Source organism: Leifsonia sp. McL0627, assembly GCF_058244615.1.
Map to the genome: position 1 here is coordinate 763,631 of NZ_JBZCGM010000006.1, position 22,383 is coordinate 786,013.

At 68.6% G+C, this 22,383-nt stretch carries 16 protein-coding genes and 1 pseudogene; 13 read left to right on the forward strand and 4 right to left on the reverse strand.

What is annotated here, in order from left to right; all coding sequences use genetic code 11:
- The first annotated feature begins 37 nt into the window (after positions 1-37).
- The 9 genes from tsf (at position 38) to AC37TH_RS19660 (ending at position 7,589) form a co-directional block, all read left to right on the forward strand.
- Entirely contained in the window at positions 38-865 is an 828-nt protein-coding gene (tsf, locus tag AC37TH_RS19620) for a translation elongation factor Ts (RefSeq protein WP_490766016.1), read from the forward strand.
- 116 nt (positions 866-981) lie between these two features.
- On the forward strand, positions 982-1,695 hold the full coding sequence (pyrH, locus tag AC37TH_RS19625) for a UMP kinase (protein ID WP_490766017.1): 714 nt from the start codon (positions 982-984) through the stop codon (positions 1,693-1,695).
- Between the two features lie 60 nt (positions 1,696-1,755).
- Complete coding sequence (gene frr / locus AC37TH_RS19630; protein ID WP_490766018.1) at positions 1,756-2,310, forward strand: ribosome recycling factor; 555 nt, start codon at positions 1,756-1,758, stop codon at positions 2,308-2,310.
- A gap of 6 nt (positions 2,311-2,316) precedes the next feature.
- Positions 2,317-3,312, forward strand: coding sequence for a phosphatidate cytidylyltransferase (locus tag AC37TH_RS19635; RefSeq protein ID WP_490766020.1), 996 nt, complete (start codon positions 2,317-2,319; stop codon positions 3,310-3,312).
- 12 nt (positions 3,313-3,324) lie between these two features.
- Positions 3,325-3,873 carry a DivIVA domain-containing protein gene (locus tag AC37TH_RS19640; protein ID WP_490766021.1) on the forward strand — a complete coding sequence of 183 codons (549 nt, stop codon included), beginning with the start codon at positions 3,325-3,327 and terminating at the stop codon, positions 3,871-3,873.
- A 54-nt stretch (positions 3,874-3,927) separates the two neighbouring features.
- The gene (locus AC37TH_RS19645; RefSeq protein ID WP_490766022.1) at positions 3,928-4,644 is read left to right on the forward strand and encodes an aggregation-promoting factor C-terminal-like domain-containing protein; all 717 of its coding nucleotides are present in this window, start codon (positions 3,928-3,930) and stop codon (positions 4,642-4,644) included.
- A gap of 85 nt (positions 4,645-4,729) precedes the next feature.
- Positions 4,730-6,478, forward strand: coding sequence for a cation:proton antiporter (locus AC37TH_RS19650; RefSeq protein WP_490766023.1), 1,749 nt, complete (start codon positions 4,730-4,732; stop codon positions 6,476-6,478).
- A 53-nt stretch (positions 6,479-6,531) separates the two neighbouring features.
- On the forward strand, positions 6,532-6,840 hold the full coding sequence (locus AC37TH_RS19655) for an Rv1322 family protein (RefSeq protein ID WP_490766024.1): 309 nt from the start codon (positions 6,532-6,534) through the stop codon (positions 6,838-6,840).
- 17 nt (positions 6,841-6,857) lie between these two features.
- The gene (locus AC37TH_RS19660) at positions 6,858-7,589 is read left to right on the forward strand and encodes an alpha/beta hydrolase (RefSeq protein ID WP_490766025.1); all 732 of its coding nucleotides are present in this window, start codon (positions 6,858-6,860) and stop codon (positions 7,587-7,589) included.
- 7 nt (positions 7,590-7,596) lie between these two features.
- On the opposite strand, the gene AC37TH_RS19665 is transcribed toward AC37TH_RS19660, so the two are convergent.
- On the reverse strand, positions 7,597-8,634 hold the full coding sequence (locus AC37TH_RS19665; RefSeq protein ID WP_490766026.1) for an AI-2E family transporter: 1,038 nt from the start codon (positions 8,632-8,634) through the stop codon (positions 7,597-7,599).
- A gap of 20 nt (positions 8,635-8,654) precedes the next feature.
- The gene (locus AC37TH_RS19670; RefSeq protein WP_490766027.1) at positions 8,655-11,555 is read right to left on the reverse strand and encodes a DivIVA domain-containing protein; all 2,901 of its coding nucleotides are present in this window, start codon (positions 11,553-11,555) and stop codon (positions 8,655-8,657) included.
- A gap of 186 nt (positions 11,556-11,741) precedes the next feature.
- Between AC37TH_RS19670 and AC37TH_RS19675 the strand changes: the two genes are divergently transcribed.
- The 3 genes from AC37TH_RS19675 (at position 11,742) to AC37TH_RS19685 (ending at position 15,479) form a co-directional block, all read left to right on the forward strand.
- Positions 11,742-13,634 carry a DUF8094 domain-containing protein gene (locus tag AC37TH_RS19675; protein ID WP_490766028.1) on the forward strand — a complete coding sequence of 631 codons (1,893 nt, stop codon included), beginning with the start codon at positions 11,742-11,744 and terminating at the stop codon, positions 13,632-13,634.
- Entirely contained in the window at positions 13,631-14,629 is a 999-nt protein-coding gene (locus AC37TH_RS19680; RefSeq protein WP_490766029.1) for a tetratricopeptide repeat protein, read from the forward strand. Before AC37TH_RS19675 ends, AC37TH_RS19680 begins: the two co-directional genes overlap by 4 nt.
- Before the next feature lie 67 nt (positions 14,630-14,696).
- Complete coding sequence (locus AC37TH_RS19685) at positions 14,697-15,479, forward strand: SDR family oxidoreductase (RefSeq protein WP_490766030.1); 783 nt, start codon at positions 14,697-14,699, stop codon at positions 15,477-15,479.
- Here AC37TH_RS19685 and glgB read toward each other — a convergent pair.
- Positions 15,460-17,671 (reverse strand): annotated as a pseudogene (gene glgB, locus AC37TH_RS19690) (1,4-alpha-glucan branching protein GlgB). The gene AC37TH_RS19685 and the pseudogene glgB sit on opposite strands and share 20 nt — an antisense overlap.
- Positions 17,671-19,749, reverse strand: coding sequence for an alpha-1,4-glucan--maltose-1-phosphate maltosyltransferase (locus tag AC37TH_RS19695; protein WP_490766031.1), 2,079 nt, complete (start codon positions 19,747-19,749; stop codon positions 17,671-17,673). The pseudogene glgB and the gene AC37TH_RS19695 overlap by 1 nt, the downstream one beginning before the upstream one ends.
- Before the next feature lie 56 nt (positions 19,750-19,805).
- Here AC37TH_RS19695 and glgP point away from each other — a divergent pair, with 56 nt between their 5' ends.
- A complete protein-coding gene (gene glgP, locus AC37TH_RS19700; RefSeq protein WP_490766032.1) occupies positions 19,806-22,379 on the forward strand; it encodes an alpha-glucan family phosphorylase in 2,574 nt (857 codons plus the stop codon).
- Positions 22,380-22,383 lie beyond the last annotated feature (4 nt).

A 22,383-nucleotide genomic window follows, 5' to 3' on the forward strand; every position in this document is an offset into this window, starting at 1 on the left:
CCAACCAGTTTCAGATAGACAAGGGTTCTCAACGAACATGGCAAACATCAGCATCGCTGACATCAAGGCCCTGCGCGAGCAGCTCGGCACGGGCATGGTCGACACCAAGAAGGCGCTCGAGGAGGCCGATGGAGACATCGACAAGGCCACCGAGATCCTGCGCCTGAAGGGTGCGAAGGGCAACGCGAAGCGCGCGGACCGCTCCACGAGCGAAGGCCTCGTCGCGGCCAAGGAGAACGGCACCTCCGCCACGATGATCGAGCTCGCCTGCGAGACCGACTTCGTCGCGAAGGGCGAGAAGTTCGTCGCCCTCTCCGAGAAGGTTCTCGACGCGGTCACCGCTGCGGGCGCCACCACGGTCGAGGAGGGCCTCGCGGCCCCCGCCGGCAGCCAGACCGTCGCCGAGCTCATCGGTGACGAGGCCGCCATCCTCGGCGAGAAGGTGGAGCTGCGTCGCGTGGCCGTCGTCACCGGCGAGCACTTCGCGATCTACCTGCACAAGACCTCGAAAGACCTGCCTCCGCAGGTCGGTGTCGTGCTCGGCTACGCCGGAGACGACGCGGAGACCGCTCGCAGCATCGCGCAGCACATCTCGTTCGCCAACCCGGAATACCTCACCCGTGAGGACGTCCCGGCGGAGGCCGTCGAGAACGAGCGTCGCATCGTCGAGGAGATCTCGCGTAACGAAGGCAAGCCGGAGGCAGCACTGCCGAAGATCATCGAGGGTCGTCTCGGTGCGTACTTCAAGCAGGTCGCGCTCCTCGAGCAGGACTACGCCAAGGACAACAAGCTGAGCATCAGCCAGGTGGTCAAGGATGCGGGTATCACCGTGTCCGGCTTCGCCCGGTTCAAGGTCGGCGCCTAAGCAGGTCATGAAGGAGTCCGGATCGTCTCGTACGATCCGGACTCCTTTTCTGTGCGCATCCACTGCGCGCAACCAGTAACTTTTAACGAGATCGCTCACGGAAGGACGCATAACGCATGTCGGAATCCAACAAGAGGCGCAGGGTCCTTCTCAAACTCTCCGGTGAGGCGTTCGGCGCAGGACAGCTCGGCGTCAACCCGGACATCGTGAGCGGCATCGCCCGCGAGATCGCGCAGGCGGCGCAGGACGTCGAGATCGCGATCGTCGTCGGCGGAGGCAACTTCTTCCGCGGCGCAGAGCTCTCGCAGCGCGGCATGGACCGCGGCCGCGCCGACTACATGGGGATGCTCGGCACCGTCATGAACGCGCTCGCCCTGCAGGACTTCCTCGAGCAGGCCGGCGCCGAGACGCGCGTGCAGTCGGCGATCGCCATGACCCAGGTGGCCGAACCGTACATCCCGCGTCGTGCGGAGCGTCACCTGGAAAAGGGCCGCGTCGTCATCTTCGGCGCGGGGGCCGGTCTCCCGTACTTCTCGACAGACACCGTCGCCGCACAGCGCGCGCTGGAGATCGAGGCCGACGTGGTGCTCGTGGCGAAGAACGGCGTCGACGGCATGTACGACGACGACCCCCGCACCAACCCGGATGCGCGCAAGATCGACCAGATCAGCCACCAGCAGGCCCTGCAGCAGAACCTGAAGGCCGTCGACTCGACCGCTCTCAGCCTCTGCATGGACAACGGCATGCCGATGCGCATCTTCGGCATCGAGCCTGCCGGAAACGTGACTGCTGCCCTGCTCGGCGCCGAGATCGGCACCCTGCTCGGCTGACGGGCTGCCGCCGTCCTGGGCTCTAGACTAGAAACCGATTCACCGACTGAAGGAGAGACCGTGATCGCGGATGTGATTTCCGACGCCACCCAGCGCATGAGCAAGACCGTGGAGGCGGCGAAGGACGACTTCAGCACGGTGAGCGCTGGGCGCGCGAACCCGGCTCTCTTCCTCAAGGTGCTCGTCGACTACTACGGTTCGCCGACGCCACTCGCGCAGCTCGCCGGTCTCCAGAACCCCGAGGCCCGTGTGCTCCTGGTCACGCCGTACGACAAGTCGGCGCTGAAGGAGATCGAGAAGGCCATCGTCACGATGCCGAACCTGTCCGCGAACGTGGGCAACGACGGCGACATCGTGCGCGTCACCCTCCCGGAGCTGACGGAGGACCGCCGCAAGGAGTTCGTCAAGATCGTCCGCACCAAGGGTGAGGACGCCAAGGTCGCGATCCGCAACATCCGCCGCAAGGCGAAGGACGAGCTCGACGCCCTCAAGAGCGAGGTCGGAGACGACGACGTCGCGCGCGGTGAGAAGGAGCTCGAGTCCGTCACCCGCTCGCACGTCGACGCCGTCGACGAGGCGTTGAAGCGCAAGGAAGCCGAGCTTCTCGAGGTCTAGGCGCTGATGACTGACGGCACACAGGGCGATCCAGAGAAACCGGTCATTCCCAAGCGGGGCCGGTCGGTGTCGAAGGCCGAGTTCCGGGCTCAGGTGCAGGCCACCAGAGCCGACTTCGAGCGTCAGGTCCTCGCCCGCAAGGCGCAACTGGATGCGACGAACGAGCGCATCGCGGAGCGTACCGGCCGCAACCTGGTTCTGGCGATCCTGATCGGCGTCGGTGTCGGCGCTCTTCTGCTGTTCAGCTTGATCTTCATCAAGGAGATCTTCCTGGTCTTCGGGATGGCGATGGTCGGGTTCGCCGCCTTCGAACTCACGCAGGCGTTCCGCGGCCAGGGCCATCGTGTCCCGCGCACGCCGACCCTGATCGCCGCTCTGGCGATCGTCCCCGCAGCGTTCTTGTTCCACGCGGGCGGTCAGCTCGTGTCGCTGTCGGCCGGCATCGTGTTCGTCGTGGTCTGGCGGTTGATCGAGGAGGCCGCCAAACCGGATGCGCGGCGCGGGGGAGCGGCGCTGGTCAGGGACCTGACCTGGTCCGTGCTCGTGCAGCTCTACGTCGTGCTGCTCGGCAGCTTCGCGATTCTGCTGCTCGCCGAGAACGGCGGGGAGTGGTGGGTGCTGGCGTTCATCATCCTGGTGGTGGCCGTCGACACCGGCGCGTATGTGAGCGGTCTGTCATTCGGCAAGCACCCGATGGCTCCGACGATCAGCCCGAAGAAGACCTGGGAGGGCTTCGCGGGCGCGGGCGTCACGAGCGTGATCGCCGGTGTCCTGCTGTCGGTGTTCATGCTGCACATGAGCTGGTGGTTCGGCGTGGTCTTCGGGATCGCCCTGCTGCTGACGGCGACGCTCGGCGACCTCGCGGAGTCGCTGATCAAGCGCGATCTCGGCATCAAGGACATGAGTTCCTGGCTGCCTGGTCACGGCGGTTTCCTCGACAGGCTCGACTCGATCCTGCCGTCGGCGGCGGTCACCTACGCGCTGTTCCTGATCTTCGGATGACACAATAGGCGAGTGAGCACCTTTCCCCGCACCGAGAAATCGGCTCTCGGCTACGACACCGAGCAGGTCGACGAGTTCCTGCTGACCGCGCGCAGGGCCTACGACGGAAACACGGACGACGCACCGGCGCTGAACGCGGCGGACATCCGGCACACCGCCTTCGCGATGAAGAAGGGCGGATACTCGACGTCGCACGTCGATGCGGCCCTCGAACGCCTCGAAGACGCCTTCGCCGCGCGCGAGCGCGAGACGGCGCGGGCCGCCATGGGCGACACGGAATGGTTCGAGCAGGCGCGCACGACGGCCCAGGTCATCCTGAATCGTCTGGAGCGTCCGGCCGGCGAACGATTCCAGCGCGCAAGCTTCCTCACCTACGGATACAACAAGGGCGATGTCGACCGTTTCGCCACCCGGCTGTCCCGGTATTTCCAGGACGGACGGCCGATGAGCGTGGAGGAAGTGCGCACCGTGACCTTCCGTCCGCAGCGCGGCGGATACCGCGAAGTGCAGGTCGATCTGCTGCTCGACGGCGTGACGGATGTGATGCTGGCTGTTCGCTGAGTATGGGAGGGCTGCCTTGGCAGTTCACGGATTCTTCGTTATGGTTCTGTGATCGTGGGTAGACGAGAAGCAGAGATCATGCCGCTGTCTCCGGCCAACCCGGTCGGCGTTGCGTTCAAGAGACCCCGGCGTCCGCACATCCGGTCGCGTGCAGCCCTCTACGGTTTCGCCTTCGCGGCGACAGTGGGCTTCGCGCTGGTGAACGTGGTCGATCCGTATTCGGGGTCGGCGGCGACGCCCGCATACGCGGACACGGTGCAGACCACCAGCCGGTTCGGCGACGCCCCCGTGCAGTCGCTCACCGCGCCGGGCTCGTACACCGCGACCGTCACCCGTGAGGCGATGACGGTCAAGCCGAAGCCGAAGCCCGTCATCACGGCGCCGCCGAAGCCGGCGGCCACGTCCAGCGGTTCCAGCGACTCCAGCAGTTCGTCGTCCGGCGGCGCCCCGGCGGCCGGCACGCCCGACCCGGGATCCGCGCAGGCGATCGCCTATCAGATGCTGCAGGCGCGCGGCTGGGGAGACGACCAGTACAACTGCCTCGTCTCGCTCTGGAACCGCGAATCCGGCTGGAACGTCTACGCGTACAACGCGGGGAGCGGTGCATACGGTATCCCGCAGGCGCTGCCGGGAAGCAAGATGGCTTCCGCCGGTCCGGACTGGCAGAACAGCGCCGCGACCCAGATCACCTGGGGCCTCGGCTACATCTCCGGACGCTATTCGACGCCGTGCGGCGCCTGGAGCCACTCGGAGAGCTCCGGCTGGTACTGATCCCGCTCAGGGCATCCTGAGTCGTCAGGCGGGCTCTCAGCGCTGCAGGACTGGTGCAGTGCCGTCAGAGGGATAGCGTTGGACCATGGAGTTCGCGCTGATCGGCGTCATCGGGGTGATCGTCCTCGTCGTCGTCTCCAAGTTCTCGAAGCAGCTCGGGGTCGCCGCGCCGCTCATCCTGGTGGTCGTCGGGGTGGCGAGTTCGTACATCCCCGGGCTGCCGTCGCCGATCGAGGTCCCTCCGTGGGTGATCCTCTCGGCTGTGCTGCCGCCGCTCCTCTACGCGGCCGCGATCCAGGTGCCGCTGATGGACTTCCGTCGCAACATCGGCACCATCTCCGCCCTCTCCGTCGGACTCGTGATCGTGACCGCCGTCGTGGTCGGCTTCGTGCTCCAGGCCCTGCTGCCCGGGCTCTCGCTCGCGGAGTGCATCGCCCTCGGCGCTGTTGTGAGCCCGACGGATGCGGTGGCCGCGACCGCGGTCGCCAAACGACTCGGCCTCCCAGCGCGGCTCGTGACGGTGCTGGAGGGGGAGAGCCTCGTCAACGACGCGTCCTCCCTCGTGCTGCTCAAATCGGCGCTGGCGGCGACGGCCGCGACGGTGAGCATCGGCTCCGTGGCGTGGAACTTCGCCTTCTCCGTGGTCGTCGCCATCGTGATCGGGCTGATCGTGGGCGTGGCGACCGTCTACTTCCGGTCCCGGCTGAACGACTCGGTGCTGGAGACGGCGATGTCATTCGCAGTGCCGTTCATCGCGTACATCCCGACCGAGGAACTCGGCGCCTCGGGAATCCTCGCCGTGGTGGTAGCCGGGCTGTACACCGGCCACAACGCCGCACGGAGGTTCAGCGCGCAGGCGCGGATCGCCGAGCGGCTCAACTGGCGCACGGTGCAGTTCGTGCTGGAGAACGGCGTCTTCCTGCTGATGGGCGTGCAACTGCACACCATCATCAAGAGTGTCGAGCACGACCAGGAGACGGTCGCCGTTGTCACGGCGATCGGCATCGGGCTGCTCCTCTGCGTCCTGCTGCTTCTGGTGCGCGCCGCGTTCATGGCGCCTGTCGTGCTCTCACTGCGCGCCGCCCAGCGCAAGGCGGAGCAGATCAGCGACAGGGTGAACGACGGCCTCGACCGAGTGCGCAACCGGGAAGAGCCGGCCACGGAGCGAGACAGCCGCCGCTGGCGGAGGCTCACCCGCTACCTCGAACGCCGCTCGGCCGACATCACCGAACTGCAGGAGTCGCCGATCGGCTGGCGCGGGGGAGCGGTGCTCACCTGGGCGGGGATGCGCGGGGTGGTCACCTTGGCGGCTGCGCAGTCCCTGCCGGCCGACGGCAGCATCCACTATCGGGCGGAACTGATCCTGATCGCGTTCACCGTCGCGCTCGTCACCCTGCTCGTGCAGGGAGGCACTCTTCCGCTGCTGATCAGGCTGCTGCGGGTGTCCGGCACGGATGCGGCAGCGGACCGGCGCGAGCTGGCCGGGCTGCTGGAGGAGCTCAGCGAGGCGGGCATCGCGGCGCTGGAACGGCCGGAGATCCCGTTGGCGGAGGGTCAGGAGCTGGACGACGGCGTCGTCGAACGCGTGCGGCAGGACACGCTGCTGCGTGTCGAGGCGGAGTGGGAGCGCGTCGAACGCGCCGAGGCGAGCGAGGAGACGGTCGGCCCGCATCAGCAGTACCGCGCCCTCCGGGCCGCTGTCCTGGATGCCGAACGCGCCGCCCTGCTCGAGGCGCGCAGCAGGGGCAACTACTCGTCGCGCATCCTGAGCAGGGCGCAGACGATGCTCGACTTCGACGAGTCCAGGATGGCGCAGCGCGACGACCGGCCGTAGCGCGCAAGCCGGGGTGCGCCAGCCGCAGCGCACAGGGTGTTTAGACTGGATGGATGCCGCGCAGCAACCGTCCCCGAGGTCGTCAGGGCGCCCCGTTTCCGGGCGACGACGACGAGGAGAACGGCCTCGGCCGTCTGCTTGCCGGATGGCGGCAGACCGAGACGCGCCGCGGCATCGTGTGGAACGTGCAGCCCGTGTCCGCGGCGCAGGCGCAGAAGAGCTACGTCTGCCCCGGCTGCGGTCAGGATGTCGCACCCGGCGTCGCGCACCTGGTGACCTGGCGCGCGGACGGTGTGATGGGGGACGCCGCCGATCTCGCAGCCCGGCGGCACTGGCACGTCCACTGCTGGAAGATCAGCTGACGAGAGAGGTCACCGACGTGACGACCACCCCCACCGAGATCCGCGGCGCCATCGAGCTGCCCGCCAGGCGCGAAGACATCGAGCTGCACACCCGCGACGGGCTGACGCTGGTCGGCGAGCTCGCGAGCCCGCTCGACCGGCCGCCGGTCGCGACGCTCGTGACCTTGCACCCGCTGCCGACCGGGGGCGGGTTCATGGACTCGCACATCCTGCGCAAGGCCGCGGGGCGGCTGCCGGCTCTCGCCGACATCGCGGTGCTGCGATTCAACCTGCGCGGCACGACCTCACCGCGGGGAACGAGCCAGGGCGCCTTCGGGCACGGCGTCGACGAGCGCTACGACGTGGAGGCGGCGATGGACTTCGTCGCCGAGCGCAGACTCCCGAACCCGTGGCTGGTCGGCTGGTCGTTCGGGACCGAGCTCGCGCTGATGTACGGGCGCCAGTATCCGGTGGCGGGCGTCATCCTGCTGTCGCCGCCGCTGCACAGGGCCAAGCAGGAAGACCTGGCGGCGTGGGCGGGGGACACCCGCCCGATTATCGCGCTCATCCCTGAGCACGACGACTACCTGAAGCCGGACGCCGCTGCCGAGCGTTTCGCGCCTCTGCCGCAGATCGAACTGGTCGATGTCGAGGGCGGCAAGCACCTCTGGGTCGGCGAGACCCAGACCCGCCGCGTGCTCGACGAGATCGTCGCCCGCGTGAACCCCGCCGCGCTGCCGCTCCCCACCACCTACACGCCCGCCTCCTAGGGGAGGGCTAGAGCTCGTTCTGGCGGGGGATGACGACCTGCTTGATGATGAGCAGGATCGCGGCGGCGAACGGGATCGCGACCAGTGCGCCCAGGATGCCGAGGAGCGTGCCACCGGCGAGGGCGGCGACCACGACGAGGGCGCCGGGCACCGCGACCGCGCGGTTCATGATGCGTGGGCTGAGCACGTATGCCTCGACCTGCATGTAGATGATGTAGTAGATCGCCGCTGCGATGGCGGTGGGCGGCCCGGCCAGCAGGCAGACCAGCGTGATGATGATCGAGCCGGTGATCGTGCCCACCAGCGGGATCAGCGAGAAGAAGAACGCGACGGACGCCAGCAGGATCGGGAACCGGGCGCCGATGATCGTCAGGAAGATCGCGCTCAGCACGCCGTTGACGAGGGCGAGGGCGACCTGCCCCATCACGTACTTGCCGACGGAGTCGGTGATCTGGTCGCCGAGGTCGGCGAACCGCGACCGCTTGGAGGCGGGCACCAGCTGGTAGGTGGCGCGCTTGATGCTCGGCAGCGAGGCGGTGAAGTAGATGGTCAGGATGAAGATGATGATCCCGCCGAAGACGCCGCTGACGATCCCGATGCCGGTCTGCAGCACCTGCGAGGTGATGTTCGGCAGGTTCTGCTGCAGCCACTTGGTGACGGCGTCGATGTTGTCCTGGTTGACGACGCTCGGGAACTGATGCTGCAGCCCCTCGAACCACTTCTGCGCATCCCCGTGGTTGACCCAGGTGACGATGCCCTGGATCAGTTGCGAGAGCTGATCGATCGCCACAGGCACGATCGCCCAGATGAGCAGGGCGACCAGTCCGAAGATGACGACCAGCGTGATCGTGAGCGCGGCCCACCGGGGGAACTTGCGGCGCTCCAGGAACGAGATCAGCGGTTCGATGCCGAGCGCGATGAACAGCGCGGCCCCGATGTACGTGATGATCGTCGCGAGGTTGACGATCGACGTCAGGAGCAGGAAACCGAGCCCGACCCCGAGGGTTCCGATCAATCCGACACGGAACGGATTCAGGATCTTCACGCGGCCCCCAAGGTTCTTGGTCAGTCTCTGTCGGTTGTCACCTTCTCGGCCTGCTGCAGAACGCCACGCAGGTTTTCGAAGTAGCCGGCAACGGCTTCGCGCTCAATCCTAATCTGGGCCAACCGCTCCTCGGCGTCCGCCACCAGGCGGCGTGTCCGTTCTTCGGCGTCCTCGACCAGCGCAGCTGCACGTTCCTCGGCGTCGGCGACGATGGTACGCCCAGTTTCGTCCGCTTCGGACTTCGACGACTTAATCGTTGCGCGGGCCTCGTTCTCGGCCTTCTCGGCCTCTGCCCTCGCCTGGGCTGTGCGCTTGACGGCGTCGGCGAGCTGGGTGTTGGCCTCGTCGAGGTACTTCTGCGTCTGGGCTACGGCTTCCTGGTGGCGGAGCAGGTAGTCCTTCTCCGCCTCGTCGCGCCTGGCCTTGAGCTCGACGTCGAGGTCGATGCGGGCCTGCTCGATCTCGCGGGTGCGCGCATCCACTGTTTCGAGCACGTCGGTGCGCATGGTGGTGAGTTCGGTGTCGAGGGCCGTCCTGGCCTGCACCGACTCCTGCTCGAACGCGCTCCGGAGGGAGGCGAGCTCGGCGTCGAGCGCCGTGCGCGCCTCCGCGACCTCGGCGGCGAGGGTCGCGCGGGCCTCCGCGGTCTCGCGTTCGAGGTCGACTCTGGCCTGCTCGGTCTCCGCGGCGAGTTCGACGCGGGTCTGCTCCGACTCCCTCTGCAGTGTGAGTCGCTGCTGCTCGCGGTCGTTCTCCAGCTCGTTGGCCGTGGCCTCGCGCTGATCGGCGAGGTCGACGCCGGTGCGGCGGGTGTCCTCCGCGAGCGTGCTCTGGATGCGCTGGACCTCCTCGTCGAGGCTGGATTTGGTCTGCTCGACCTCGGCGGCGAGGGCTGATTTGGTCTGCTCGACCTCGGCGGCGAGCGCCGACTTCGTGGTGGTGACCTCGGTCTCCAGAGCGGACTTGGTCTGCTCGACCTCGGCGGCGAGTGCCGACTTCGTCTGCTCGACCTCGGCGGCAAGGGACGACCTCGTCTGCTCGACGTCGGCGGCCAGCGTCGACGTGGTGGTGGCGACCTCGGCGGCGAGGGCAGCCTGCGTCTGCTCGACCTCGGCAGCCAGCTCTGTCTGCTTCTGCTCGACCTCCGCCGCGAGGGCGGCCTTCGTGGTGGTGACCTCGGTCTCCAGGGCCGACTTCGTCTGTTCGACCTCTGCGGCCAGCGCCGACGTCGTGGAGGTGACCTCGGCCGCCAGCTCGGAGCGGGTGTTCGCTGCCTCGGCGGCCAGCGCGCTGCGCTCCCTGGCGAGCTCGTCGGCGAGGGTGCTGCGGGCCTCGTCGACCTCGGCGGCGAGGGAGGCGCGGAGCTCGGTGGCCTCCGCGTCCAGTTCACGGCGCTGGCGGTCGGCGTCGGCGGCGAGGGCCGCTCTGGTCTGCTCGACCTCGGTGGCGAGCGACGTGGCCGTCTGCTCGCGGTCGGCCGCGAGGGACGCGGCGGTGGTCGCCCGGTCGGCTTCGAGCCAGGCGCGTGTCTCTGTCGCCTCGGTCTCCAGGGCCGTCCTGGTCTGCAGGACCTCGTCGGCGAGCTGCTTCCTGGTGCGCTCGACCTCCTCGGCCAGCGCGCTCCTGGTGGTGGCGGCTTCGGTCTCCAGCGCGCTCTTCGTGGCGCTCACCTCGGTGGCGAGGGCGCTCTGGGTGGTGCTCACCTCGATGGCGAGTGCACTCTGCGTGGTGGTGACCTCGTCGGCGAGGGCGCTCTTGGTGGTGGTGACCTCGTCGGCGAGAGCGCTCTTCGTGCGGGTGACCTCGTCGGCCAGCTCCTGCTTCGTGCGGGTGACCTCGTCGGCCAGCGCGCTCTTGGTGGTTGTGACCTCGTCGGTGAGCGCCGACCTGGTCTGCTCGACCTCTGCATCCAGAGCGGATTTCGTCTGCTGGACCTCGACGGCGAGCGCCTTCTTGGTCTGCTCGACCTCGGTCTGAAGCGCGAGGCGGGTGCTGGTCGCCTCGTTGTCGAGGTCGGCCTTCGTCTCTGCGGTCTCCGCCGCGATGGCTGCGCGCTGCTGCTCGACCTCGGCGGCGAGGTCGGCCCTCGCCTGGGCGGCCTCTGCGGCGAGCGCGTTGCGGGTGGCGGTCTGCTCGGCGACGAGCCTGTCGGTCGTCTCGGCGACCTGACGGGCGAGGTCGAGCCTGGTCTGCTCCGACTCGCGCTCGAACTCCGCCCTGTCTTCCGCGAACGCGTTCGCGAGGTCGGTGCGCCTGGTCTCGATCTCCCTGTCCAGCTGGGCGGCCTCGGCGCGCGCTGCCTCTGCCTCTCGGGTGGCGACCGCCTTGAGCTCCGCCGCCTCACGGTCGGCCTCCGCCCGGACGGCTGCCGCCTCCCGCTTGCTCGTCGACCTGACCTCTGCCGCCTCGGTGGCGACAGCGCCGCGGATCGCGGCTGCCTCGCGCATGGCGTCGGTGAGGAGGGTTTCCTTGTCGGCCCTGGTCTTCTCCAGCAGCTCGGTCGACTCGATCTGCGCGTCTTCGATGGCGGTCGTCGCGCGGGCGCGGGCGTCTGCCAGGATGCGCTCTGCCTGCTGGGCGGCCGTGGTCTTGATCTTCTCGACCTCGGCCGAGACGCCCGCCCGCAGCTTCTCCGCGTCGATATCGGCCTGAGCGATCAGCCTGGTGGACTGCTCCTCTGCGACGCGCAGAGTGTTCTCGAGTTTCGTGCCGAGCCCGGAGAAGGTGGGGCTGCCGACCTCTTCGATCTCGGCGTTCAGCTCCTCCATGCGCGCCTGCAGGCGCTTGATCTCTTTGGTGGCGTCGGCGGACTGCGTGTTCGACTTGATCAGGTCGCGGCGCAGCTCCTGCATGGCCTTGTCGACTTCGTCCTTGTCGTATCCGCGGAAGACCTGGGTGAAGTTCGATTCGTCGGTGGCCACTTCTTACTCCTGAAAGCTCGGGGGGTGCGGCGCCTGGCGTGCACCCCGACGATCCTACATTTCGCAGGATGGGTGCGCACCGGTGGACTGCGCATCCGTTGAGGCAACAGTTAGACGCCTCCCAGGGTGACCCAGTATCTTTGTGTAACTGTGCCTCCCGACGTCTCCGGCACAGAAGGAGCTTGCTTGCGTTTCGTATTCGCCATCGTCGCGTTCGTCGTGGCGGCCGTCATGATCGTCGCGGGGATCGCCCAGCGCACTGTTTTCGCGCCCCCGTCGCAGATTTCCGCGGCCACGACGGTGAAAGGCGACCCTCGATACATCGTGATCGACGGCGCTGTGCTGAACGCGAATCCCGGCCAGCAGACCCTCGCCGTGAGCGGTGGGGACACCAAGTCGCAGGTCGTCGCTTACGGCAGGACGGCCGATGTGAAGTCCTGGCTCGGCTCTGAGAAGTATGTGAGTCTCGGGCTGGACAAGACCACCGGCGACATCACGATGAAGTCGGTCACCACCAAAACGACCGACAACTCGACGGGTACGCCGACCCCTGGTCCGACGACGACCCCTGCGGCTCCGGCCGACCCGGCGACCACCACCCCGGCCGAAGGCGCGACGACTCCGGAGGCGCAATCCACCCCGAACCCCAACCCGGCAGGCTCCGACCTCTGGCTCGAAGAGTTCGACGGCGCAGACGCGCAGGTCACCAGGATGAACGTCCCGGACAGCATCAGCGTGATCGTGGCGAGCGACGGAACGAAGGCGGCGCCGAACCAGATCCGTGTCACCTGGCCCGTCGACTCCAGTACACCGTTCGCCTTCCCCCTGATCATCGGCGGTCTGGTGCTCCTCGTCGTCGGCATCGGGCTCTACCTGTGGGGGCTGTACGCCATCCGCAAGCAGCGTGGACCGCGCAGGAAGGGCGGGCCCAAGATGCCGAAGCTGCCCAAGGCCCCCAAGTACAAGCCCTCCAAGTCGGTCGAGGCGACCCCGAAGGGCCGCAGGTCTACCAGGCGCGCGATGATCGCCGTGCCGATCACTCTCGTGGGCGCCCTGGCACTCAGTGGATGCTCGATCGGCTCCGTGCAGTCGTCCTCCGTCCCCGTGCGCACGGCGAGCCCGATCACCACCGAGCTGCCCAAGGCCAAGGACCAGCTGCCTCCCGCCGTGACCGTCCCGCAGCTCGAACGCATCGTGAAGCGCATCTCCGCGACGGCGACGACCGCCGACGCGAAGGCCGACCCCGCGATCGCGAAGGAACGCTTCACCGGTCCTGCCCTGCAGCTGCGCGAGGCCAACTACGCGATCCGCGCCAAGAAGGCGGACGAGCCTGCCCTTCCTGCGATCCCCGCGAGCCCGATCGCGCTGTCGCTGCCGCAGGCGACGGACACCTGGCCGCGCACGGTCACCGCCGTGGTGGAGACCCCGAAAGACGCCAACGGCGCAGCGCAGGCTCCGCTCTCGCTGACGCTGGTGCAGGAGACGCCGCGCGACAACTACCTGGTCTCGTACGCCGTGTCGCTCGAACCGAAGGCGAAGGTCCCGAACCTCGCTCCGGCGAGTATCGGCTCCGCGGTCGTGCCCCCCGACTCGAAGCTGCTGCTGCTTCCGCCGAACAAGCTCGCCGCCGCATACGGCGACGTGCTGATGAACGGCGACGCGAGCAAGTCGGCGCCCCTGTTCAGCGCGGAGGGCGACACCCTGCGCACCCAGGTCGGCTCGGACTGGAAGGCGCAGCAGAAGGCCGAGCTGCAGCAGAAGTTCGGCGCCACGTCGTCGCTCGACTTCACGAGCGCCGTCGGCGCCGGTCCCGACATCGCGATGGCGACCAACGACTCCGGTGCGATCGTCTGGGTCAACCTCGAGGAGACTCAGACGCTGCGCGTCGTCGAGGCGGGAGCAGAAGTGGACGCCGGTCCGACCTCGGCCGCGCTTTCCGGAGTAGCGTCGTCCAAGACGGGCATCGCATCCACCTTCGGATATCAGCTGGCGTTCTACGTGCCGCCGGCTGGCTCGTCCGCCAAGATCACCCTCCTGGGCTTCGCCCAGGGCCTCGTCTCAGCCAAGGAAGTCCAATGAGCCAGATCCCGCCGAGCCCGACGAACCTGCGCGGAGCCGTCGACCTCACGTCGCTCGTCAACCGGGCCATGACGGCCGGGCAGCCCGCGGCGGCCGGTGCCGATTCTGCGCCAGCGGGGGAGCAGGGCGGCGAGGTCGCCCTTCCCAGTCTCTTCTTCGAGGGCACGGACGCCAACTTCAACGACTTCCTCGACCTGTCGATGAACATCCCCGTCGTCGTCGACCTGTGGGCGGAGTGGTGCGAGCCGTGCAAGCAGCTCTCGCCGATCCTCGACAGGCTCGTCGCGGAATACGCGGGCAGGCTCGTGCTGGTGAAGGTCGACGTGGATGCGAACCCGCAGCTCACGCAGGCGTTCCAGGCCCAGTCGATCCCGGCCGTCGCCGCCGTCATCGGCGGACGACCCGTCCAGCTGTTCTCCGGGGCGATCCCGGAGGCGCAGGTGCGCGACGTGTTCGAGCAGCTGTTGCAGCTCGCCGAGCAGAACGGCGTGACGGGACGCGCAGCGGTCGAGGGTCTCGATGCCTCGGCTGCCGACGCGGGCGTCGACGACGCGGAGCAGGCGGAGCCCGCCCCCGAGCCGCTGCCGCCGCACCACGCGGAGGCATACGAGGCGATCGAGCGCGGAGACTTCGAGACGGCGATCGCCGAATACAAGACCGCCATCGCCCAGGACCCGCGCGACGCCATGGCCGTCGCCGGTCTGGCACAGGTGAGCCTGCTCGCCCGGCTCGCAGGGAAGTCTCTCGACGAGATCCGCACGGCGGGTGCCTCCGCCCCGGACGACGCGGCCGCGCAGTTGCTCGTCGCCGACCTCGACATCTCCGGTGGACACGTCGACGACGCGTTCGACCGGCTGCTGACCCTGTTCCCGAAGCTCGACGCCGACGGCAAGAACGCCGTGCGCACGCGCATCCTGGACTATTTCGAGATCGTCGGTGTGGATGACCCGCGGGTCGCGAAGGCGCGGGCTAGGCTGGCGTCGCTGCTGTACTGAGCCGACTCACCGGCCGCTGCGGCTTTCGCTCCTTTCCGCATCGCACTGTTCAGCCGGGAGGCCTTGCATGACCCGCGTTCTCGTCGTCGGTGGCACCGGTCTGGCCGGACGCGCCGTCACCTCGGAAGCCATCGGACGCGGGCACGAGGTGATCGTCGCCTCACGCCGGGTGCCGGACGATGACAGCGAGCAGTATGTGCGCGGCGCCGTCTACGAGACGGCCGATGTCGTCTCGGGCGACGGCCTGGAGGCCGTGCTCGAGGGCGTCGACGTGCTCATCGATACCACAAACGGCGCCGGTCGCGCCGCCGGACACGTCTTCGCGCACGGCTCGCAGAACCTTCTGCACACGGCCGCGCGGTTCGGCGTGCACCACGCGGTGCTGCTGTCCATCGTGAACGTCGACCGTTCCGCGTACGCGTACTACCGTGCCAAGGCCGCACAGGAGCGGGTCTACCGCGAGTCGCCGCTGAACACGCGCATCCTGCGGACGACGCAATTCCACGACTTCGTCTCCGGGATCTTCGCGCGCGGCACGGGCTTCATCCCCGCGCCGACCAAGACCAGCTTCCAGCCGATCGCCATCGCCGACGTCGCTCGGCTGCTCGTCGACGCGGCCGAAGGTCAGGGCGAAGAGGACTCGACGCTCACCGTCGGAGGCCCGAAGGTCGAGACGACCAGAGCCCTTGCCGAGCAGTGGAAGGCGGCGACCGGCGCGCGCGGCGCGATCGTTCCCATCCGGCTGGGCGGTGCGCTCGGCACGTTCCTCCGGGCGGGCGAGAACCTGGTTCCGGAAGCGGCGCAGCCCGGGATCGACTACGCCACCTGGCTCAGCTCGACCGCGGCTTGAGCCACAGGCCGCCAAGCGGCGGCAGCGTGACCACGGCCGACGCAGGTCGCCCCGCCCACGGCTCGTCCACGGCGGTGACCGACCCGAGGTTTCCGACCCCGGAGCCGCCGAACGCCTCGGCGTCGGTGTTGAGCAGTTCCTCCCACTCGCCGGCGAACGGCAGGCCGAGCCGGTAGTCGCCGTGCGGGTTGCCGGAGAAGTTCATCACGACGGCGATGGGGGAGCCGTCGGCGTCTTTGCGGAGGAATGCGACGACGTTGCCCGCGGCGTCCGAGCCGTCGATCCACTCGAATCCGGCCGGATCGTTGTCGAGCGCCCAGAGCGCCGGAGTCGCCTTGTAAACGGCGTTCAGCTGGGCCACGAGATCCCAGAGCCCGCGGTGCGACGGCTGGTCGAGGATCCACCAGTCGAGGCCGCGCTCCTCGCTCCACTCGGACGGCTGGCCGAACTCCTGGCCCATGAACAGCAGCTGCTTGCCCGGATGCGCCCACATGAACGCCAGGAACGCGCGGACGTTCGCGAGCTGCTGCCAGTGGTCGCCCGGCATCTTGCCGAGCAGCGAGCCTTTGCCGTGCACGACCTCGTCGTGGCTGATCGGCAGGAGGAAGTTCTTCGCTGAACGCGTAGACGAACGAGAAGGTGATCTCGCTGTGGTGGTAGCTGCGGTACATCGGGTCCTCTTCGATGTACTGCAGGGCGTCGTGCATCCAGCCCATGTTCCACTTGAAGCCGAAGCCGAGGCCGCCAGAAGAGGTGGGTGCCGTGACGCCGGACCAGCTGGTCGACTCCTCGGCGATCATGACCGTGCCCGGATTGCGCTTGTACGAGGTGGCGGTGACCTCCTGCAGGAAGCTGATCGCCTCCAGGTTCTCCCGCCCGCCGTGGATGTTCGGCAGCCACTCGCCGTCCGCCCGCGAATAGTCGAGGTACAGCATCGAGGCGACGGCGTCGACCCGCAGGCCGTCGACGTGGAACTCTTCCAGCCAGTACAACGCGTTGGCGACGAGGAAGTTGCGCACCTGCGAGTTGCCGAAGTCGAAAACGTACGTTCCCCAGTCCAACTGCTCGCCGCGACGGGGGTCGGAGTGCTCGTAAAGGGCCTGGCCGTCGAAGCGGGCGAGCGCCCAGTCGTCCTTCGGGAAGTGGCCCGGCACCCAGTCCATGATCACGCCGAAGCCTGCCTGGTGCAGCCGGTCGATCAGGTAGCGCAGGTCGTCGGGGGAGCCGAAGCGGCTCGTCGGCGCGTAGTACCCGGTGACCTGGTAGCCCCATGAGCCGCCGAAGGGATGCTCGGACAGCGGCAGGAACTCCACGTGCGTGTATCCGAGGGCTCCGACGTAGTCGATCAGCTGATCGGCCGCCTCGCGGTAGCCGAGGCCGGGCCGCCAGCTGCCGAAGTGCAGTTCGTAGATGCTCATCGGCCCGTCGTGTGCGTCGTGCGCCGCGCGGTCGCGCATCCACTGGTCGTCGCCCCAGGCGTGCTCGGACGCGGTGACGACGGAGGCGGTGGCCGGCGGCGTCTCGGCCGCGCGCGCCATCGGGTCGGCTTTCCTCACCCACGCGCCGTTCTGGCCGAGCAGGTCGAACTTGTAGATGGCGCCTGCTCCGATGCCGGGGAGGAAGATCTCCCAGACGCCCGAGGAGCCCATGCTGCGCAGGGAGTGGCGTTCGCCGTCCCAGTCGTTGAAGTCGCCGACCACGCGCACGGCGCGGGCGTGCGGCGCCCAGACGGTGAACGCGGTCCCGCTGACGCCGTCGACCTCGCGGAGGTGTGCGCCGAGCGCCGTCCAGAGCTGCTCGTGGCGGCCTTCGGCGATGAGGTGGATGTCGAGCTCGCCGATGGTGGGGGAGAACCGGTACGGGTCCTCCGCCGTCCAGACGCTGCCGTCGGGATAGTGCGCCTCGATCGTGTACGTGTCCGCTCCGACGATGTCGATGCCCTGCCAGACGCCGTGGGCGACGTGCGCGAGCTCGATGTGTGCGCCGGTCGAGAGCACGGCGGCGACCTCGCTGGCGAGCGGGCGGAGCGTGCGGATGACCGTGATCGGATCCGCGATGCCCGGAGCGCTGACCGCGTGCTGGCCGAGGATCGCGTGCGGGTCGTGGTAGCTGCCGGTGGCGACGGCCGCGAGCAGGCCGGTGTCGACGGGCGGCAGAGCGACCGCTGCTGCGCCTTCGGGGATGGGGCTCATCAGGAACCTGCCTTCACGGAGAGGATGTGCACGGGTTCGGTGAACGCGTCGAGGCGGACATAGTCATCGGCGCCCCAGGTCCATTTGGCGCCGGAGACGATGTCCTTGACCTCGAACAGCGCGCCGGGTTCGATGCCGAACGCGGTGACGTCGAGGTGCACCATCGTCTCGCGCACCGAGTGCGGGTCGACGTTCGCGACGACGATGATCGCATCCGGTTTGCCGCTGCGCGTGAATTCGCCTGCGAGGTATTTGGAGTAGACGAGGATCGAGTCGTCGTCGCTGCCGTGCACCCGGAGGTTGCGCAGCTGGCGGAGCGCCGGGTGCTCGCTGCGGGCCCGGTTGAGCATCGTGAGGTACGGCGCGAGCGACTGGCCGAGCGTCTGCGCCCTGGCGTAGTCGCGCGGACGGTACTCGTACTTCTCGTTGTCGATGTATTCCTCGGCCCCGGCGCGCGCCACGTTCTCGTACAGCTCGAAGCCGGAGTAGACACCCCACGTCGGTGCGGCCGTCGCCGCGATGGCCGCGCGCACCTTGAACGCGGCCGGGCCACCGAACTGCAAGTACTCGGTGAGGATGTCCGGGGTGTTCACGAACAGGTTCGGGCGGAGGAAGTCGGCGGTCTCTGTGGCGAGTCCGGTGAGGAACTCTTCCAGCTCCTCCTTCGTGTTCCGCCAGGTGAAGTAGGTGTACGACTGCTGGAACCCGGCCTTGGCGAGCGTCTGCATCACCGCCGGCCTGGTGAACGCCTCGGCCAGGAACACGACGTCCGGGTCGGTGGCGTTGACCGTGCGGATCAGCCACTCCCAGAACGCGAGCGGCTTGGTGTGCGGGTTGTCGACCCGGAAGATGCGGACGCCGAGCGACATCCAGTAGCGCACGATGCGCAGGATCTCCGCGCGCAGGCCCTCCGGGTCGTTGTCGAAGTTGATCGGGAAGATGTCCTGATACTTCTTCGGCGGGTTCTCCGCATACGCGATCGTGCCGTCCGGCAGGGTCGTGAACCACTCCGGATGCTCGGCCACCCACGGGTGGTCCGGCGCGGCTTGCAGGGCCAGGTCGAGGGCGACCTCGAGTCCTGCCTGCTTGGCTTTGCCGACGAAGTAGACGAAGTCCTTCTCGGTGCCGAGGTCGGGGTGGATGGCGTCGTGCCCGCCCTCCGCCGCCCCGATGGCCCAGGGCGAACCGGGGTCGTTGGGCCCCGCATCCAGAGTGTTGTTCGGCCCCTTGCGGAACGCACGGCCGATCGGGTGGATGGGCGGGAGGTAGACGACGTCGAAGCCCATCGCTGCCACTTCGGGCAGGCGCTTCGCCGCCGAGCGGAAGGTGCCGGAGCGCCAGGTGCCGTCCTGCAGCTTCTTCGCACCTTCGGAGCGCGGGAAGAACTCGTACCAGCTGCCGACACCCGCGCGGGTCCGCTCGACCTGCACGCCGCGGGTGGCGGACAGCGTCGGGAGGTCGACGACGGGGCGGACGGTGAGAATGTTCGCGACGCGCGGCTCGACGGCGGCGGCGAACCGTTCCTCGACGGACTTCGTGGTGTCGGCAACGAGCTTCGCCGTCTCGGTCAGGTGGCGGCGCTCCGCGGTGCTGCGGCGCTTGTCCGTTGCAGCACGGGTCAGCAGTTCGTGGCCGATGGTGAGCATGAGGTCGGTGTCGATGCCGGCCGGGATCTTCACCTCGGCGTTGTGCCGCCAGGTCGCGTACTCGTCGGCGTACGCCTGCACGCGGTAGCGCCAGAGGCCCTCCGTCTCCAGCTGGACCAGGACCTCCCAGCGGTCGGTGCCAGGGTCGACCGGGTGCATCCTGTGCTCGGTCTGAACGCCGTCCGGGTCGAGCAGGAGCAGGTCGACGCCGATCTGGTCGTGCCCCTCCCTGAAGGCCGTGGCACGAAACGGGATCACCTCACCGCTGAACGCCGCGGCGGGCCAGAGGCCGTCGTCGACCTGGGGGGAGAGCCCCAGGATGGGGATGCGCCCCAGCAGGGGAACGTAGTCGGTCTGCTCGGAATCGCCGCCGTCCGCAGGGGATGCAGGCTGTCCGGCCGATGCTGTCTTGGTCGCTGCACTCTTTGCCACACCCCGACCGTACACGCGTTAACCTCCCCGTCATCAGGCTCCCCTAGAGTGGCAGCGTGAAGGCAATCCGAAGGTTTACCGTCCGCGCTGTCCTGCCAGAGAATCTCTCTGCCCTCGAAGAGATTGCAGGTAATCTGCGCTGGTCGTGGCACGAGCCGACGCGACAACTCTTCGCGCGCATCGCGCCGGAGCTCTGGCAGCAGGTCGGCCACGACCCCATCGCGCTGCTCGGCGCCGTCGAGCCGTCCAGGCTTGCCGAGCTCGCCGCCGACCAGGGCTACGTCGACTGGGCGAACCACATCAGGGACGACCTGCGCGCCTACCTGAGCGAGCCGCGCTGGTACCAGTCGCTCGACGACTCCGCGCCGAAGGCCATTGCATACTTCTCCCCGGAATTCGGGATCGCCGCCGCCCTGCCGCAATACTCGGGCGGACTCGGCATCCTGGCCGGGGATCACCTCAAGGCGGCCAGCGACCTGGGCGTGCCGCTCGTCGGCGTCGGCCTGTTCTACCGCTCCGGATACTTCGCCCAGGCGATCACGCCGGACGGCTGGCAGCTGGAGAGCTACCCGGTGCTCGACCCGGACGGCCTCCCCCTGTCCGTGCTCCGCAACCCGGACGGCACGCCCGTTCAGATCACGCTCGCCCTCCCGGACGGCGTGCTGCACGCCCGCGTCTGGCAGGCCGCCGTCGGCCGCGTCCGGCTGCTCCTGCTCGACACCGACATCCCGGACAACGAGGAGCGGCTGCGTTCCGTCACGGACCGGCTGTACGGAGGCGGGGGAGAGCACCGCCTGCTGCAGGAGCTGCTGCTCGGCATCGGCGGCGTGCGCGCCGTGAAAGCGTGGACCGAGCTTGCCGGAGCCCCGGAGGCCGAGGTGTTCCACACCAACGAGGGCCACGCCGGGTTCCTCGGCCTCGAACGCATCTCCGATCTGATCGGCGAAGGCCTCACCTTCGACGAAGGCCTCCAGGTGGTGCGTGCAGGCACCGTCTTCACCACCCACACGCCCGTCCCCGCCGGCATCGACCGGTTCGACGCACCGCTGATCGAGCGGTACTTCTCCACCGACCTGCTGCCCGGCGTCGACCCGCACCAGGTGCTCGCACTCGGAGCGGAGGACTACCCGGGCGGCTCGCCCGACGTGTTCAACATGGCGGTGATGGGCCTCCGTCTCGGCCAGCACGCCAACGGCGTCTCCCGCCTGCACGGCGAGGTCAGCCGCCAGATGTTCAACGGGCTCTACCCGGGGTTCGACACGCAGGAGGTGCCGATCGACTCGGTCACCAACGGCGTGCACGCCCCCACCTGGACCGACCCGATGCTGCGCGCGCTCGCCGAGGAACGGCTCGGCACCGACGACACCACCGTGGCGGACTGGGCCAACAGCGGAGCGGTCAGCGACCTCGACCTGTGGTCGGTGCGCACCAGGATGCGCGAACAGCTCGTCGGCGACGCCCGGCGACGGCTGCAGGCGGCCTGGGAGTCGCAGAACCCCGGAGGCATCGCCCCGGCCTGGATGGACGAACTGCTCGACCCGTCCGTGCTCACCATCGGCTTCGCCCGGCGCGTCCCGACCTACAAGCGGCTCACGCTGATGCTGCACAACCCCGAGCGGTTGCGCGCCATCCTGCTGCACGCGGACCGTCCGGTGCAGATCGTGATCGCGGGCAAGTCCCACCCGGCCGACGACGAGGGCAAGCGCCTCATCCAGAAGCTGGTGCAGTTCGCCTCCGAGCCGGAGATCCGCACCCGGATGGTGTTCCTGCCCGACTACGACATCGGGATGGCGCAGCTGCTCTATCCAGGAACGGACATCTGGCTGAACAACCCGCTGCGCCCGCTGGAGGCGTGCGGCACCTCTGGGATGAAGGCGGCGCTGAACGGCGCACTCAACCTGTCCATCCTGGACGGCTGGTGGAACGAGTTCTACGACGGTGAGAACGGCTGGGCGATCCCGTCCGCCGACGCCGCCGGAGACGGCGCGGAGCGCGACGCCCTGGAGGCGGAAGCGCTCTACGACCTGATCGAGCACCAGATCGCCCCGCGGTTCTACGAGCGGAACGTCGACGGCGTCCCGGCGGCGTGGGTCGGTCAGATCCGGCACACGCTCTCCACGCTGTCGCCCGAGCTGAGCGCCGGACGGATGGTGCGCGAGTACGTCACGCGCCTCTACGTTCCCGCCGCGGCGTCCGAGCGCAGGCTCACCGCAGACGGCTTCGCCGACGCCCGCAGCCTTGCCGCGTGGAAGACGCGGGTGCGCGCAGCGTGGCCGGGCGTCAACGTGGCCCACGTGGACGCGGGCGGGGTGGATGCGGTGCCGCAGGTCGGCGACCAGCTGCACGTCCGCGCGCTCGTCCACCTGAACGGCCTGACGCCGGACGACGTGGAGGTGCAGGTCGTCTACGGCCGCAGCCACGAGGGCGACGACCTCACCGACGTGCGCCACGACGCCCTGGAACTCGACCACGCGGAGCCCGGCACCGACGACCCGTCCGTCGCTCGCGAGTACCGCGGCACCGTCACGCTCGCCCACGCGGGCGGCTTCGGGTACACCGTGCGCATCGTCCCGAAGAACGCGCTCCTCATCTCCGACGCCGAGCTCGGCCTGGTGGCCGTCGCCTCGTAGCCGG